Here is a 15,157-nt window from a genome sequence, read left to right on the forward strand (position 1 = left end):
CTTCGTCATTGTTCCCGCCCGCCGCCGAACCCGAGGCTGAGGGGCATGACCATTACCGATGTCTCCCCCGCCACCCGGGCGCGCTGGCTCGCCGTGTCGTCGGTGGCGGTGGGCACCTTCACCATCGTGACCAGCGAGATGCTGCCCGTCGGCCTGCTGACCTCGATCGCCGACACCCTTGAGGTGTCCGACGGGACGGCCGGGCTGATGATGTCGGCCCCGGGGCTGGTCGCCGCCGTGTCCGCGCCGGTGCTGGCGCTCACCGCCCGCCGGCTCGACCGGCGGGTGATCCTGATCGGGCTGATGGCGCTGCTGGCGGTGGCCAACCTGGTGGGCGCGTTCGCGCCGAGCTACCCCGTCATCCTGGCCGCCCGGGTGCTGACCGGGGTGAGCATCGGCGGGTTCTGGGCGTTCGCGGCCAGCCTCGGGACACGGCTGGTGCCGGAACGGTCCGTCGGGCGGGCCACGTCGATCATCCTGGCCGGGGTGTCCGTGGCGTCGGTGCTGGGGGTGCCCGCGGCGACGTTCGTGTCGTCGTTCGCGGGGTGGCGCAGCGCGTTCGTCGCGATGGGGGTGGTGGCGCTGGTCCTGGTCGTCGTCCTGTACGCGACCCTGCCGCCCCTTCCGGGCGAGGCCCTTGCCCGGACTCCGGGATCCCGGCACGGATGGCTCTCGGGGCCGCTCAAGACCGTCCTCGTCATGACCGTGCTCGTCGTGTCCGGCCACTTCGCCGCCTACACCTATGTCCGGCCGTTCCTGGAGCAGGTCTCGCACGCCGGCCCCGCCCTCGTCAGCACGATCCTGCTCCTGTACGGCGCCGCGGGCGTGGCGGGCAACTTCGCCGCCGGGGCGTGGGCGGCCAGGAACCCCAAGCCGGTCCTGATCGCTCTGGCCGCTCTCATCGCGCTGGCCACGGCGGCCCTGGCCGCGATCGGCCTGCCGCTGGTCGTGCTGCTGGTGTGGGGCTTCGGCTACGGGGGCGTCGGGGTGACCCTGCAGCTGTGGATCATGCGCTCGGGCGGCGGGGAGCTCGGCACGGCGCTCTTCGTCGGCGCCTTCAACGTCTCCATCGCGCTCGGCGCGTTCGCCGGCGGCCGGGTCGTGGACGGGGTCTCGATCTCAGCGGTGATGTGGCTGGGCTGCGGGCTCGCCGTTCTCACCGCGGCCGTCGCTGGCATCTGGGGCAGGAGTAGGACGAGCGGTTCATGAACGGCTCGCGCCTGATCGCGGTGCCGCAGCGGGAGCAGGGCAGGTCGCGCCGGCCGTAGACCTCCAGCGAGCGCTCGAAGTAGCCGCTCTCGCCGTTGACGTTGACGTAGAGGCTGTCGAACGAGGTGCCGCCCTGCTGCAGCGCGGAGGACATGACGGCGCGGACCCCCGCCAGCAGCTCGGCGATCTTGGGGCGGGTGAGCGTCTGCGTCTGCCGGGCCCAGTGCAGCCGGGCGATCCACAGGGCCTCGTCGGCGTAGATGTTGCCGACGCCGCTGATCAGCGACTGGTCGAGCAGCGCGCGCTTGACCTCCGTGTGCCTGGCCCTGAGCCGGCGGGCGAACTCCGCGTCGTCGAACCCCGGCTCGAACGGGTCGGGGGCGATGTGGGCGATCGGCTCGGGGACGCCCGCGGCCAGGCCGGTCAGCATCACGTGGCCGAACGTCCGCTGGTCGACGAAGCGCAGGTCGGGGCCGCCGTCCTCGAAGCGGACGCGTACCCGCAGGTGCTTCTCCAGCGGCGAGTCGGGCTCGACGACCAGCAGCTGGCCGCTCATCCCCAGGTGGGCCAGGAGCGCCTCCTCGGCGCCCGACAGCGGCAGCCACAGGTATTTGCCGCGCCGCTCTGCCGACAGCACCGTGCGGCCCTTGAGGCGCGCGGTGAACTCGTCGGCTCCGGGCGCGTGCCGCCTGATGGCGCGGGGATGCAGCACCTCCGCCGAGGCGATCTCGCGCCCGATGACCCACTGCGCGAGGCCGCGCCTGACGACCTCGACCTCCGGTAGCTCAGGCACCTCAGACCCTTTCGTGTGGCTCGGCCCGGGCGGCCGTTCAGCCCGCGGGCTGGCTCTCGCGCTGCTCGCGCCGGGCCCTGATCCGGGTCCAGGCCGCCTCGGCCGCCTGCTGCTCGGCCTCCTTCTTGCTGCGCCCGGTGCCCGAACCGTAGGACTCGCCGCCGACCCGCACCATGGCCGTGAACGACTTGGCGTGGTCGGGGCCGCTCTCCTCGACGTGGTATTCGGGCACGCCGAGCGCCTCGGAGGCCGTCAGCTCCTGCAGGGAGGTCTTCCAGTCGAGCCCGGCGCCGAGCGAGGCCGAGCGGACGATCAGCGGGTCGAACAGCAGGTGCACCACCCGGAACGCCTCGTCGAGCCCCTTGTCGACGTAGACCGCGCCGATCAGCGCCTCGAGGGTGTCGGCCAGGATGGACGACTTGTCGCGCCCACCGGTGCCCTCCTCGCCCCTGCCGAGCCGCAGGAACCGGCCCAGGCCCAGGTTGCGGGCCACGTCGGCCAGCGCGCGCATGTTGACCACCGCGGCACGCAGCTTCGCCAGCTGGCCCTCGGGCAGGTCGGGGTGGTTGCGGTAGAGGGTGTCGGTGACCACCAGGCCCAGCACCGAGTCACCCAGGAACTCCAGGCGCTCGTTGGTGGGCAGGCCGCCGTTCTCGTACGCGTAGGAGCGGTGCGTCAGCGCCCGCTCCAGGATGTCGGGGTCGAGGCCGACCGCCAGGACCCGCTCCAGCTCGTCTCGGGCGACCTCTACGGCCACCGGCTTAGGACCTGTGCCCACGTGCTTCCTCCTCGGACATCTTCGCATGGTGCGCCGACTGCGGAAGATGCCCGAAAACGTGGTGGGCGTCGGGGTAACGCGTAGCCCCGGCGTCCACCACGGCCGCGGGCGAACCGCCGCCGCACGCGTCTGAAACGGTAACGCCGACCGAGGCACCATCGCACCCGGTCGGCATCACGTCAACTGCTGACGGATCAGGCGGACGGCTCGATGACCTGACGACGGTTGTAGGTGCCGCAGGTGGGGCACGCGATGTGCGGCTGCTTGGGCGAACGGCACTGCGGGCAGCTCACCAGGGCGACAGCAGTCGTCTTCCACTGGGAGCGACGGTGGCGGGTGTTACTCCGCGACATCTTTCGCTTCGGGACGGCCACGTCACTTCTCCTGATCGTTATCTTTGTCGGTAATCAGACCTTGCAACGACGCCCAGCGGGCATCGATCTTCTCGTGCCGGTGATCCTCGCCGGCCTCGGCCAGCTTGATCCCGCACTCCGTGCAGAGCCCCTCGCAGTCCTCACGGCAGACGGGGCTCAACGGCAGTGCGAGCACCACCGCGTCGCGGAACGTCGGCTCGAGGTCGAGCAGCTCGCCGTCGAGCAGCGAGTCCTCCTCCGAGGCGTCCTCGTCGGAGTAGAAGAACAGCTCCTGCAGGTCGACCTCGAGGTCCGAGGTGACGGGGTCGAGACAGCGAGCGCACTCCCCGGCGAGCGGGGCCTGCGCCGTGCCCGACACGAGCACGCCTTCCATCACTGCTTCGAGCCGGAGGTCCAGCTCGACTTCGGCGTCTTTGGGGACACCGATCATGTCGACGCCGAGGTCCGCCGGTGCCGGGAGGGTCAGAGTCATCTGCCGCATCGTGCCCGGCCGCTTTCCGAGGTCATGAGTGGAGATCACCCACGGGGAGCGGGGGTCGAGGTGCTGAGTCATCCTGCTCTCGCTAGGCATGGCGAGACGATCGCCGTCGTACAAGGCCGAAATGAAAGGATAGCAGGTCGCGCTCAGCCCCTGAGCCGCTCGATGAGCAGCTTGTGCACCAGATCGGGTACGAGCCCCGAGACGTCGCCACCATACCTGGCGATCTCCTTCACCCTGCTGGAGGACAGGAACGAGTATTCGGGGTTGGTCGGCATGAACAGCGTCTCGACCCCCGACAGGCGGTAGTTGAGTTGCGCCATCTGCAACTCGTAGTCGAAGTCGCTGACCACCCTGATGCCTTTGACGATGGCGGGGATGTCGTTCTGCCTGCAGAAGTCGACCAGCAGTCCGTGGAATTTCCGCACCTTGACGTTGGGATATTCCTTGGTCACGGTCTGCAGGATCTCAATTCGTTCGTCCACCGTGAACAGGCTGCTTTTCTCGACGTTGATGAGGACTGCCACGGTCACCTCGTCATAGAGCCGGGCGGACCGGCCGATGATGTCGAGGTGGCCATTCGTGATGGGGTCGAACGACCCCGGGCAGACTACGCGGCGCAAGACGCCTCCCAGGTTTACGGGTTCCCGGCGGCGCGACCGTACCAAACGGACGCTTCGCCATAACGACGGACCCTCTCCTCAACGTAGCCTTCCGGCCACATCAGTGCCTTTCCCCTGCTTTCCCTCTCGAATGCCACCAACGCCTCATCCAGCAGCCAGCCGTTGTCGCGCAGCGACTCCAGCGTCCGCTGGACCTCCTCGTCGGACACGGCGTAGGGCGGGTCGGCGAAGACGATGTCGTACGGCTCGGCGGGCGGCTTGCCGAGCATGCGCTCGACCTTGTCCGCGATCACCGTGGCGCCGTCGAGGCCGAGCGACTGCACGTTCGCCTTGATCGTCCTGACGGCCCTGGGGTCGGACTCCACCAGGACGGCCTCCTTGGCGCCCCTGGACAGCGCCTCCAGGCCGATCGCCCCGGACCCGGCGTACAGGTCGAGCAGGCGGGCGCCGGCGAGGCCGTACAGCGAGTCGAGCGTCAAGAAGATCCCTTCTCTGGCTCTGTCGCTGGTCGGTCTCGTCCCCCGCCCCGGCGGCACCGCCAACCGCCTGCCACCCGCGCTGCCTGCGATGATCCGCGTCATGTGACCCATTGTTCCGCATGTTCGCGCAGGTCAAGAGTGGACAAGTGTCTGCCTCGAGTGCGCAAGGGTGATTCACATCGGCGCGACGGGCCCGCATGATGAGTTCTGCGGCCTTCAAGGTGACCCACATGAAGGCCGACCGGCGTGATCGTGAGCCCTTCCGCACGCCGGTTCCCTCGGCACCTGACCCGAGGGTGGGCCCAGCCGGGGACGGCATTCGGGGGGAGGCCGTCCCCGCGGCTGGGCTTTTCCACTTCTGACCGGCCGGACGGCTGCCACCTCCGCCGACGCGCCCCGCGACCGCGCAGCCGAAGCACCGCACGCCGCCACCCGGCCCACTGCCCGCATCGCGCCGAGCACCGCCGCACGCCGTCCCGCCGCACCGGCGCCCGAAATCCCAGCGCGCCATCGGACGACCGCAACCGCCGCATGCCCCCGGGCGGCCGTAAGCGCCGGACGCCGGGCGGCCCCGCCACACGGGTCAGGTCTTCTCCAGGTACTCCGCGCGTTCGTCCGCCAGCAGGCGGGCGATCTCCGCCCGCAAACCCTCGTAGGACGTCAGGTCCGGATCCTCCGCCAGCAGCGCGGCGGCCTCGTCGCGGGCCGTGGCGATCACGTCCTCGTCCCGCAGGAGCTGCAGCAGCTTCAGCGACGACCGCTTGCCCGACTGCGCCGCCCCCAGGACGTCACCCTCCCGCCGTTGCTCCAGGTCCACGCGCGACAGCTCGAAGCCGTCCAGGGTGGCGGCCACCGCGTCGAGGCGGCCGCGGGCCGGCGTGCCCTCGGCGAAGTCGGAGACCAGGAGGCACAGCCCCGGGAGGCCGCCGCGGCCGACGCGGCCGCGGAGCTGGTGGAGCTGCGAGACGCCGAAGCGGTCGGCGTCCATGATGATCATGACGGAGGAGTTGGGGACGTCGACCCCGACCTCGATGACGGTGGTGGCCACCAGGACGTCGAGCTCGCCCCGCGTGAAGGAGCGCATGATCGCGTCCTTCTCCTCCGGCGGGAGCTTGCCGTGGAGCGTGCCGACCCGCAGGTCGTGGAAAGGCCCGCTCTTCAGCAGCTCGGCCACGTCGAGGACCGCCAGCGGCGGGCGGCGGTCGTCGTCGCCGGCGGCGGCCGCCAGGTCGCCCTCGTCGCCCTCCAGGTCGCCGATGCGCGGGCACACGATGTACGCCTGCCGCCCCAGCGCCACCTCCTCCCGCACCCGCTGCCAGGTGCGTTCGAGGTAGTGGGGCTTCTCGGCGGCCGGGACGACGTGCGTGGTGATGGGGGCCCGGCCCGACGGGAGCTGGGACAGCGTCGAGACCTCCAGGTCGCCGAAGACGGTCATGGCGACCGTGCGCGGGATCGGCGTGGCCGTCATGACCAGGACGTGCGGCCGCCCGCCGGCCGCCTTCTCGCGCAGGGCGTCGCGCTGCTCCACCCCGAACCGGTGCTGCTCGTCCACCACGACCAGCCCCAGGTCGGCGAACTGCACGTGCTCCTGCAGCAGCGCGTGGGTGCCCACGACGATCCCCGCCGTGCCCGAGGCGGCGTCCAGCAGGGCCGCCCGGCGGGCGGCGGCGCCCATGGAGCCGGTCAGCAGCGTGACCGACGTGCCGCCGAACATGCCCCCCTGCGCCAGATCCCCGAGCATGCCGGTGATCGAGCGGTGGTGCTGCTGGGCCAGCACCTCCGTGGGGGCCAGCAGCGCCGCCTGGCCGCCCGCGTCGACCACCTGGAGCATCGCCCGCAGCGCCACCACCGTCTTGCCCGCGCCGACCTCGCCCTGCAGCAGCCGGTGCATGGGGTGCTCCAGCGCGAGGTCGGCGGCGATCTCCTCGCCGACCTGCGCCTGCCCCTCCGTCAGCGAGAACGGCAGCCGCGCGTCGAAGTCGGTCAGCAGGCCGTCGTCGCGCCTGGGCCTGGCCTTGGCGGGCAGCGCGGTGGCGGCCCGGCGCCGCCGCAGCAGCACGGCCTGCAGCACGAACGCCTCGTCGAACTTCAGCCGCTTGCGCGCCCGCCCCATCTCGGCGAAGTCCTTCGGCCGGTGGATGCCCTCCAGCGCCTCGCCCAGGTCCTGCAGCCCGTGGCGGGCCCGCAGCTCGGCGGGCAGCGGGTCGTCGAGCGGGCCCAGCGTGTCGAGCACGACGCCGACCGCCCGCCTGATCGCCCACGGCGTGACGTCCTTGCCCGCCGGATAGATCGGCACCGGCGCCGCCGCGAATTCCTCCGCGCTCGCCTCGTTCTCCTCGAACAGCTCGAACTCCGGGTGCGTGAGCTGCCAGCGCGGCTTCGACCGCGCGCCGAACAGCCCCACCTTGCCCGCGAACATGCCCCGCTGCCCGGGCTTGAGCCGCGACTCGGCCACGTGGGAGCCCTTGCCGAAGAACGACAGGTAGAGCTTGTTGCCGTTTCCGTCGACGACCTCGACCTCCAGCCAGGTGCCGCCGCGGTTGCGCATGGGCTTGCGCATGAGCCTGGTCACCTCGCCGACCACGGTGACGTGCTCGTCGACCTCGAGCGCGTCGAGCGTGGTCAGCTCGCCGCGCTCGGCGTAGCGCCGGGGATAGTGACGCAGCAGGTCACCGACCGTCTCCAGGTCGAGCACGCTGTGCAGCAACTTGGCGGTCTTCGGGTCGAGCGCCTTCGTCAGAGGCTCGTCGAAACGGCTCACGGCATTAAGTTCTACCGCGTCGGCCCGACAGGAATCCCGTCCATCGGCCTCGACGTCAGATCACTCCACACCGATCAGGAGCGGGTAGCCGCCCTGCTCGCCGTCGTACACGACCAGATCGACGTCGGGCCGCGTACCGCGCAGCTGCTCCTCCAGCCGCGCGGTGAGCCCCGAAGGCGCCTGCGCGCCCGTGACCAGGGTCACCAGCTCGCCGCCCCCGGCCACCATCCGGTCCACGACCATGGTGGCCACGCGGTCGAGCGAGCCGCCGATCACCGCGACGTCCCCGTCGATCATGCCGAGCACGTCCCCGGGGCGGCACAGCCCCGCACTCGTCATCGCCTCCCGGTCCGCCACCGTCACATGTCCGTACCGCGTGTGCCCCGCCGCGTCCGTCATCGCCACCACGTCGTCGTCGAAGCGGCGCAGCGGATCGTGTACGGCCAGCGCCGCCAGCCCCTGCACGGTCGCCTTCGTCGGCAGCACGCTGACCACGGCCCCGTCCTCGCGGGCGATCTCGGCGGCCGCGGCGGCGACCGACCTGACGCCCTCGTCGTTCGGCAGGACCGCGACCTCGCCGCCCGCCTGCCTGATCGCGGCCAGCATGGCGGGCAGGGTGGGCCGGGTGCCGGGCTCGCGCCGTACGACGACCGCGCCGCACTCCTCGAACAGCGCCGCGATCCCGTCACCCGCGGCCACCGCCACCACGCCCCGGCCCGCGCTGCCGCGGTGGGTGCGCTCGGCCAGGTACGTGATCCTGATCCGGTGCGGCCGCCCGGCCCGCACCCCGGCCTCGACGGCGGGACCGGCCTCGGCCACGTGGACGTGGACGTTCCACAGCCCGCCACCGCCGACCACGACCAGCGAGTCGCCCATGGCGTCGAGCTCCTCCCGCAGCGCGGCCACCGCGGCGTCGTCGGCGTCCAGCAGGTACATCACCTCGTACCCCGCCCCCACCTCGGCCATCGGCGCGACCCGCGAGGTCGGCGCGGGCACGTCGTAGTGATCGCTGTAGGAGTCGGTGAGCACGGCGGCCAGCGTCTCCAGCACGATCGCCGCGCCCGCGCCGCCCGCGTCCACCACGCCGCTGCGGGCCAGGACGTCCAGCTGGGCAGGCGTGCGGCGCAGCGCGGCGCGGGCCTCGCCCGCCGCCTGCCGCGCCACCTCCCGCAGATCCTCCCCGTCCACGTCCTGTACGGCTCGCGCGGCGGACTCCAGCACGCTCAGCACCGTGCCCTCCACCGGCCTGGCCACCGCCTCCCTGGCCAGCACGGCGGCCCTGAGCAGCCCCGCCCGCAGGTCGGAGCCGTCTTTCAGCACCTCGGCGAGGCCGCGTAACGCCTGGCTGACGATCACGCCGGAGTTGCCGCGGGCCCCGACGAGCGCGCCGTACGAGAGCGTCTGCCACACCACGGCCGCGTCCACGTCGTCGGGCAGCGACTCGACGGCCTCGGCCGCGGACAGCATGGTCAGGTGCAGGTTGGTGCCGGTGTCGCCGTCGGCCACGGGGAAGACGTTCAGCGCGTCGATCTCGGTCCTGGCCCGGCCGAGCGCGTCGGCGGCCAGGCGGGCCCAGCGGCGCACCGCCGGCGGGTCGAGGATCTTCATCTGCGCCCTCACCCTCCGACTCTGTATCCCCGACCAACCGGCCCCGACCGACCTCCCGGCTCCCGGAGGAGACCGAATGCGCTACGGTTGTCGAAGGAGAATATCGCCGCTGGGGCTCCGGTCCAGCGTTCCAGTTCGCGCCCATCGGTGTGGATCGGATATTCTCGTCTGGCTGGCCGGTTGTCCCGGCATGCCCTCCGCCCGGAAAGCATCAGCGGACAGGGCTACATCGACTGTTTTAAGGAGCGAACCGTGGCTTCCGTCTGCGATGTCTGCCGCAAGGGCCCGACCTTCGGCAACAACGTGTCCCACTCCCACCGCCGTACCCGTCGTCGTTGGAACCCCAACATCCAGACGGTCCGCGCGGTCGTCGGCGGCACGCCGAAGAAGCTGAATGTGTGCACCTCGTGCATCAAGGCGGGCAAGGTCACCCGCTAGTCCCACACTTTCGCGCAAGCCCGTAGCCCCCGAGGGAGCCGCGGGCTTGCGCGTTTTCGTCTTCTGAAGCTCAGCGCCAGCGCCAGGCGTGGTCCACCGGGCCGATGCCGCCTCCCAGAGGGAAGCCGCGGGCGATCGCGCCCGTCACGTACTCCTTGGCCTTCCCCACTGCCTCCGGCACGTCGTCGCCCAGCGCGAGCCGGGAGGCGATGGCCGAGGCCAGCGTGCAGCCCGTGCCGTGGGTGTGGCGGTTGTCGAGGCGCTCGGCGGTGAAGCGGTACTCGTCCGTGCCGTCCGTGAGCAGGTCCACGGGCGCGCCCGGCAGGTGGCCGCCCTTGATCAGCGCCCATTTGGGCCCGAGCTCCAGAACGGCCTCGGCCGCCGCCCGTAGCCCGTCCTCGTCCTCGACCTTGACGGAGGTGAGCTGCTCCACCTCCCACAGGTTCGGCGTCACCACGGTGGCCACGGGCAGCAGCCGCGTCCGCAGCGTGACGACGGCCTCGGGCGCGAGCAGCGAGTCGCCGTGCTTCGACACCCCCACGGGGTCCACGATCACCGGCGCGGCGTACGAGCCGAGCGCGTCGGCCACGACCTCGACCAGCGCGGGGGAGGCCAGCATGCCGGTCTTCACCGCCTGGGCGCCGATGTCGCCCAGGACCGAGTCGAGCTGCGCGCGTACGGCCTCGGGTGGCAGCTCCCAGTAGCCCTGGACGCCCAGGGAGTTCTGAGCCGTCACCGCGGCGATGACGCTCATGCCGTGGACGCCCATGGCCAGCATGGTCTTCAGGTCAGCCTGGATGCCCGCGCCGCCCCCGGAGTCGGAGCCGGCGACGGTCAGCACGCGTGGAGGGGTCGAAACCGTCATGTCCCCCATCCAACCACTCAGCTGACGGCGCACTCCCCGCTGACCAGCCCGCAGTTGGCGGCCTTCTGGCCCTTGCCCGTGGCGGTGAACGAGACGTTCACCGAGTCACCGGCCAACAGCGACGCCGACAGATCGAGGATCAGCAGATCGCCGTCCTGCGTCCATTGGGCGCCGGTCACGGTCATGACCTCGCCCTCGACCGGGACGGAGACCGTCGGGTTCTCCAGCGTCGCGCGGGAGGCGTTCGAGAGCGTCATGTCGGCCTGGTAGCTGAGCAGGCGCTGCTTGATGGTCTGCTTGATGTTCATCGCGCCGCTCTGGCCGGACCCGAAGGTGTCCGTGTTGGACGGGATCGGGGTGCTGCCGCCGCTGGTTACCCCGCCACCGGTGTCGGAGTCGTCCAGTGTCGAGGGCTCCTCGGTCGGCGTCTCGGAGGCGAGCTCCTCGACGGGCGGTGTCGGCTCCTTCGTCGGCTTCGCGGACGTCTTCACCTTGGTCTTGGTGGGCGTCGGCGTCGCGGAGGCGGTGCGGCGCGGCGGCGTACGGGCGCTGTACGAGGCCGTCGGAGACGGGGTCTGGGACGGCGTCGTCTCGTCCGCCGTCTCCTCCTCGGACGGCTCCTCCTCCGGCGTGGTCTCCTCTTCGGTCGGCTGGGAGGCCGCGGGGCCCGGCTGGTTGTTGGTCGCCTGGACGGCGGCGCAGGTCGCGCCCGAGCACTTGTCGGGCGTGCCCGACGAGCTCATGAACTTGACCCCCGCCACGGTGCCGCCGAGCACGACGGCGACCGCCGCGACCGACAGCAGCGCGACCCGGCCCTTGCCTCCGCCCGACGACGGGGGCGGCGCGAGCACGTCGTCGCCGCCGCGCCCGCCCTTACGGCGCCCGCGGCGGCCCTTGGGCTCCTCCGGCTCGCCGAGGCCGGGGTCGGCCGCCCAGTCGGAGGCGAGGAAGCCGGTCTCGGCGTTCGCCCAGGCGGGCGCCTGCACGGCCGTGGGCTCCCCGGCCACCTTGATGTCCCCGGGCTCGGGCGGACCGGACGACATGGGCACCGCGCCGGTACGGTCGCCGGGCCCGTCGAACGGCCCGGGCCGATCGCCGGGAGGCGGTCCGCCGAAGGCGCCGCCCGGCACGTCGGGGCCGTCGAAGAAGGCCGTGTGCTCCATGGGCCCGTCAAAGGGACCGGGTGTCTCGAAGGGTCCTCGCCCGGCGGCCGGGCCCGGACCCGGTCCTCCAGGGCCGGGCGGAGCGTCCGGCCCGCCGAAGAAGGCCGTACGCTCGGCGGGTCCCTCCCTGGGAGCCGCCGCGTCGAAAGGGCCCCGCCCGGCGGGTGCGCCCGGGTTGTCGGGGCCGTCGAAAAAGGCCGTACGCTCCATGGCCCCGTCAAAGGGACCGGGACGGTCGGCGTCAAAAGGGCGGTCGCCCGGTTGGCCCCACTCCGGCGGCCGGGCGAAGGCGCCCGTCGTCTCGAACGGCCCGGCCCCCTCCCCAGGACCCGGCTGCGGGAAGCCATGCACGGGGTCGTTGGCCGGGCGGGAGCCGCCGGCGGGGTCGTTGGGCAGCGCGAAGGCACCGGTGGTCTCGAACGGCTCGGACTGCGGCCCGCGCGGAAGCGGTCCGTCAGTGCGCCGCGGCATGGGAGCCCACTGGCCCGTCACCTCGGGTTCGTCCGGCAGCGAAGGCCAGCCCGGCGGCTCGGCCTGCTCGTCAGGACCCCAGAATGCGCTGTTGTTCCCCCGTTCATCCCCGTCGTCGGATCCACCTGTGCCGTGGCGGCCCATGGCTGCCCTTTCTCGCGGTTACAGTGGCCGCCAATCTTCATAACACCTTCGCGACACCCTTGTCACAGTAATCACCGGAGTCCCACCACAAATCCGGAAAAATGTCACTCAAATTGGGACAAGTCATCACCGAAAGTGATCCCAGCCGCGCCGGCCGATCTCCCGCCCGTACACCAGCACGCCTTCGCCCTCGACCACCCGGCCCACGACCTGCCACGACGGCGGCAGACGTACCTCTGCGGGGAAGACCGCGGCGAGCGCGTGATCCTCACCACCCGTGAGCACCCACTCCAGCGGATCGGCCCCCAATTCCTTGGCCGCGACCGAAACCGGCTCCCCCACGGCAAAGGCCTGCGGGTCCAGCTCGATGCGCACGCCGCTGGCCTTGGCGACGTGGCCGAGGTCCTGCAGCAGCCCGTCGCTGACGTCCAGCATCGCGCTCGCGCCCAGCTCGGCCGCCCCCGGCCCCATCGCGTACGGAGGGCTGGGCCGCCGGTGCGCGACCACGACCTCCTCCAGGACGGGGTTCTCCGGCACGCCCGCCTCCAGCAGCGCCCACCCTGCGGCGGCGTACCCCAGCCGCCCGGCCACCGCCACCACCTGCCCCGGCCGGGCGCCCGAGCGCGTCACGGGAGGCCGCCCGCCCAGGTCGCCCAGCGCGGTCACCCCGATGACCACCAGGTCGCACCGCGTGATGTCGCCTCCGGCGACGCTCGCGCCGACCACCGCGCACTCGTCGCGGAACCCGTCCGTCAGCGCGTCCAGCCACGCCAGCGGCAGGTCGGCGGGCATGCCCAGCCCGACCACGAGGGAGGTCGGTCCGGCGCCCATGGCGGCCACGTCGGCGAGGTTCTGGGCGGCGGCCTTACGTCCCACGTCGTAACCGCTGGACCAATCCCGGCGAAAATGTCTACCCTCGATCAGCAAATCCGTTGAGACCACGACCCGGCCGTCGGGCGCGCCGACCACGGCGGCGTCGTCACCCGGACCGAGCATTACCGCCGCACCCTGGGGCAGACGTCCGGTAATCCGATTTATCACTGCGAATTCGCCGAGATCTCCGACTGTGATGACGCACCTCCTGACGCACACAGGGTACGGTGGCCCTTCGGCGTGATCCAATCGCCCGGGAGGACGTGATGGTGCAGGCCTACATCCTTATTCAGACCGAGGTCGGCAAGGCCGCTGCCGTGGCTCGCGAGATTTCCGGGATTCCCGGGGTCACTCAAGCGGAAGACGTGACGGGGCCCTACGACGTGATCGTGCGCGCGGAGGCCAACAACGTCGACGAGCTGGGCAAGCTCGTCGTCGCGCAGATTCAGGCGGTGGAAGGGATCACGCGTACTCTTACGTGTCCGATCGTCCACATTTGAAGGTAGTCGTCGCATGCGTGCCGCCGCCGCCCTGCTCGTTCTCCTCGCGCTCGCCGGTTGCGGCGGCACCGTACAGGTCGATCCGCCCAAGCCGACGGGTGAAGCGGTGACGGCCTGCGGCAAGCTGGCGACGCTGCTGCCCCAGACGCTCGACGGCGATCGGCGTGGCGCGTCCACGCCCGAGTCGCCGTACGTCGCCGTCTGGGGCGACGGGTCCATCGCGCTGCGCTGCGGCGTACCCAGGCCGGCCAGGATGGCGCCCACCGACCAGCTCCAGGAGATCGGCGGGGTGGGCTGGTTCGCCGACCCCGACAGGCCCACGTTGTTCACCGCGGTCACGGACGTGGCCTACGTGGAGGTCACGGTCGGCGGCGAGCACGTGGCCGCCGAGGTGCTCGCGGACCTGTCGAAGCCGATCGCCCAGGTCTCGCCCTCGTCCCGGTGACCGCGCGATCTCAACGCAGGCCCGCCGAGCGCGACAGCGCCAGCTGGACGAGCCGGTCGACCAGCGCCGGGTAGTCCAGCCCCGAGGCGGCCCAGAGCTGCGGCGCCACCGACAGTGACGTGAACCCGGGCATGGTGTTGATCTCGTTGAAGATCAGCTCGCCCTCGGGCGTGTAGAAGAAGTCGACCCGCGCGAGCCCCTCGCAGTCGAGCGCCTCGAACGCGCGCACGGCCATGGCCCGCAGCTGCTCGGCCGCCTCCTCGGGGAGGTCGGCGGGCACGGTGAGCGACATCTGGTCCGGGTAGTACTTCGCCTCGAAGTCGAAGAACTCCTGGCCGCCCTCGACCTTGACCTCGCCCGGCAGCGACGCGACCGCGGGCTCGTCGCCGAGCGACTCCAGCACCGCACACTCGATCTCACGCCCCACGATGGCTGCCTCGATGAGCACCTTGGGGTCGTGCTGCCTGGCGAACTCCACGGCCGCCTCCAGCTCGCCCAGGTCGTGGGCCTTGGAGATGCCCTGCGAGGACCCGGCCCTGGCGGGCTTGACGAACACCGGCCAGCCGAGCCCCTCCGCCTCCTTCAGCACGCGGTCGCGGTCGAGCCGCCAGTCACGGTCGCGTACGACGACGTGGCGGCCGGTCGGCAGCCCGGCGGCGGCCATCACGGTCTTCATGTGGGCCTTGTCCATGCCCACCGCGCTGGCCAGCACGCCCGAGCCGACGTAGCGCACCCCGGCCATCTCGAGCAGCCCCTGGATGGTGCCGTCCTCGGCGAACGGGCCGTGCATCACGGGGAACACCACGTCCACCGAGCCGAGCTCCACGGGGATGCTGCCGGGGTCGTACGCCACCAGCGAACTCCCGCCGGACGGCAGCGCCAGCGCCGCACCCGAGGTGTCGACGACCGGCAGCTCACCAGACTCGATGGCGAACCGCTGGTCGGAAGCCGCCAGCACCCACCTGCCGTCCTGGGCGATCCCGATGGGGATCACCTCGTACTTGCTCCTGTCGATCGCATCCAGCACACTGCCCGCGCCCATCAGGGACACGGCGTGCTCCGAATTGCGGCCTCCGAAAACAACGGCGACGCGTGGCTTGCTCATGGTGTCCGAATCTACCGGGGTGTCCCGGTCACAGCGAGCCGAGCACGCCG

16 protein-coding genes are annotated in these 15,157 nt (G+C 71.6%); 4 read left to right on the plus strand and 12 right to left on the minus strand.

Annotation, left to right across the window (positions count from 1 at the left end; all coding sequences use genetic code 11):
* Positions 1–45 precede the first annotated feature (45 nt).
* Positions 46–1,209, plus strand: a complete 1,164-nt coding sequence (locus ACFKCF_RS25600; protein WP_394497363.1) for an MFS transporter — start codon at positions 46–48, stop codon at positions 1,207–1,209.
* Here ACFKCF_RS25600 and mutM read toward each other — a convergent pair.
* From mutM to ACFKCF_RS25640, 8 genes are all read right to left on the minus strand, one after another.
* Positions 1,157–2,002: a bifunctional DNA-formamidopyrimidine glycosylase/DNA-(apurinic or apyrimidinic site) lyase gene (gene mutM / locus ACFKCF_RS25605; protein WP_394497365.1), complete on the minus strand. Its 846-nt coding sequence runs from the start codon at positions 2,000–2,002 to the stop codon at positions 1,157–1,159. The two genes, ACFKCF_RS25600 and mutM, sit on opposite strands and share 53 nt — an antisense overlap.
* 37 nt (positions 2,003–2,039) lie before the next feature.
* A complete protein-coding gene (gene rnc, locus ACFKCF_RS25610; RefSeq protein WP_376775821.1) occupies positions 2,040–2,780 on the minus strand; it encodes a ribonuclease III in 741 nt (246 codons plus the stop codon).
* A 194-nt stretch (positions 2,781–2,974) separates the two neighbouring features.
* Positions 2,975–3,154, minus strand: coding sequence for a 50S ribosomal protein L32 (gene rpmF / locus ACFKCF_RS25615; RefSeq protein WP_139632166.1), 180 nt, complete (start codon positions 3,152–3,154; stop codon positions 2,975–2,977).
* A 1-nt stretch (position 3,155) separates the two neighbouring features.
* Complete coding sequence (locus tag ACFKCF_RS25620; protein ID WP_378525625.1) at positions 3,156–3,725, minus strand: YceD family protein; 570 nt, start codon at positions 3,723–3,725, stop codon at positions 3,156–3,158.
* Between the two features lie 53 nt (positions 3,726–3,778).
* Positions 3,779–4,255, minus strand: a complete 477-nt coding sequence (gene coaD / locus ACFKCF_RS25625) for a pantetheine-phosphate adenylyltransferase (protein WP_185068071.1) — start codon at positions 4,253–4,255, stop codon at positions 3,779–3,781.
* 14 nt (positions 4,256–4,269) lie between these two features.
* Positions 4,270–4,836, minus strand: coding sequence for a 16S rRNA (guanine(966)-N(2))-methyltransferase RsmD (gene rsmD / locus ACFKCF_RS25630; protein WP_394497366.1), 567 nt, complete (start codon positions 4,834–4,836; stop codon positions 4,270–4,272).
* 481 nt (positions 4,837–5,317) lie between these two features.
* Complete coding sequence (gene recG / locus ACFKCF_RS25635; protein WP_394497368.1) at positions 5,318–7,495, minus strand: ATP-dependent DNA helicase RecG; 2,178 nt, start codon at positions 7,493–7,495, stop codon at positions 5,318–5,320.
* Positions 7,496–7,555: 60 nt separating this feature from the next.
* Positions 7,556–9,115 carry a DAK2 domain-containing protein gene (locus tag ACFKCF_RS25640; protein ID WP_394497370.1) on the minus strand — a complete coding sequence of 520 codons (1,560 nt, stop codon included), beginning with the start codon at positions 9,113–9,115 and terminating at the stop codon, positions 7,556–7,558.
* Between the two features lie 240 nt (positions 9,116–9,355).
* On the opposite strand from ACFKCF_RS25640, the gene rpmB reads away from it, so the two are divergent.
* On the plus strand, positions 9,356–9,541 hold the full coding sequence (gene rpmB / locus ACFKCF_RS25645; protein ID WP_043618345.1) for a 50S ribosomal protein L28: 186 nt from the start codon (positions 9,356–9,358) through the stop codon (positions 9,539–9,541).
* Between the two features lie 70 nt (positions 9,542–9,611).
* On the opposite strand, the gene thiD is transcribed toward rpmB, so the two are convergent.
* The 3 genes from thiD to ACFKCF_RS25660 all read right to left on the minus strand — a co-directional run bounded on the left by thiD (position 9,612) and on the right by ACFKCF_RS25660 (position 13,276).
* Positions 9,612–10,415, minus strand: a complete 804-nt coding sequence (thiD, locus tag ACFKCF_RS25650; RefSeq protein ID WP_394497372.1) for a bifunctional hydroxymethylpyrimidine kinase/phosphomethylpyrimidine kinase — start codon at positions 10,413–10,415, stop codon at positions 9,612–9,614.
* A gap of 8 nt (positions 10,416–10,423) precedes the next feature.
* Positions 10,424–12,040 (minus strand): hypothetical protein, encoded by a 1,617-nt coding sequence (locus tag ACFKCF_RS25655; protein ID WP_394497373.1) that lies wholly within the window; start codon positions 12,038–12,040, stop codon positions 10,424–10,426.
* A 270-nt stretch (positions 12,041–12,310) separates the two neighbouring features.
* Positions 12,311–13,276, minus strand: a complete 966-nt coding sequence (locus ACFKCF_RS25660; RefSeq protein WP_394497375.1) for a thiamine-phosphate kinase — start codon at positions 13,274–13,276, stop codon at positions 12,311–12,313.
* Between the two features lie 47 nt (positions 13,277–13,323).
* On the opposite strand from ACFKCF_RS25660, the gene ACFKCF_RS25665 reads away from it, so the two are divergent.
* Together ACFKCF_RS25665 and ACFKCF_RS25670 are read left to right on the plus strand one after the other, a co-directional pair.
* The gene (locus tag ACFKCF_RS25665) at positions 13,324–13,557 is read left to right on the plus strand and encodes an Lrp/AsnC family transcriptional regulator (RefSeq protein WP_106249262.1); all 234 of its coding nucleotides are present in this window, start codon (positions 13,324–13,326) and stop codon (positions 13,555–13,557) included.
* Positions 13,558–13,570: 13 nt separating this feature from the next.
* The gene (locus ACFKCF_RS25670) at positions 13,571–14,002 is read left to right on the plus strand and encodes a DUF3515 domain-containing protein (protein ID WP_394497377.1); all 432 of its coding nucleotides are present in this window, start codon (positions 13,571–13,573) and stop codon (positions 14,000–14,002) included.
* Between the two features lie 10 nt (positions 14,003–14,012).
* Here the strand turns inward: ACFKCF_RS25670 and ACFKCF_RS25675 are convergent, their stop codons facing one another.
* Positions 14,013–15,107, minus strand: coding sequence for a D-alanine--D-alanine ligase family protein (locus ACFKCF_RS25675; protein WP_394497379.1), 1,095 nt, complete (start codon positions 15,105–15,107; stop codon positions 14,013–14,015).
* Positions 15,108–15,157 lie beyond the last annotated feature (50 nt).

Origin of the sequence: Nonomuraea sp. JJY05 (assembly GCF_043496855.1) — a bacterium.
In the GTDB taxonomy this organism is placed as follows: domain Bacteria; phylum Actinomycetota; class Actinomycetes; order Streptosporangiales; family Streptosporangiaceae; genus Nonomuraea.

Excerpts from the sequence above, each read along its gene's own strand:
- ACFKCF_RS25600 (WP_394497363.1), top strand. The coding sequence starts at position 46 with ATGACCATTACCGATGTCTCCCCCGCCACCCGGGCGCGCTGGCTCGCC.
- ACFKCF_RS25620 (WP_378525625.1), bottom strand. The coding sequence starts at position 3,725 with ATGCCTAGCGAGAGCAGGATGACTCAGCACCTCGACCCCCGCTCCCCG.
- rsmD (WP_394497366.1), bottom strand. The coding sequence starts at position 4,836 with ATGACGCGGATCATCGCAGGCAGCGCGGGTGGCAGGCGGTTGGCGGTG.
- thiD (WP_394497372.1), bottom strand. The coding sequence starts at position 10,415 with ATGGGGGACATGACGGTTTCGACCCCTCCACGCGTGCTGACCGTCGCC.
- ACFKCF_RS25655 (WP_394497373.1), bottom strand. The coding sequence starts at position 12,040 with ATGCCGCGGCGCACTGACGGACCGCTTCCGCGCGGGCCGCAGTCCGAG.
- ACFKCF_RS25665 (WP_106249262.1), top strand. The coding sequence starts at position 13,324 with ATGGTGCAGGCCTACATCCTTATTCAGACCGAGGTCGGCAAGGCCGCT.
- ACFKCF_RS25670 (WP_394497377.1), top strand. The coding sequence starts at position 13,571 with ATGCGTGCCGCCGCCGCCCTGCTCGTTCTCCTCGCGCTCGCCGGTTGC.
- ACFKCF_RS25675 (WP_394497379.1), bottom strand. The coding sequence starts at position 15,107 with ATGAGCAAGCCACGCGTCGCCGTTGTTTTCGGAGGCCGCAATTCGGAG.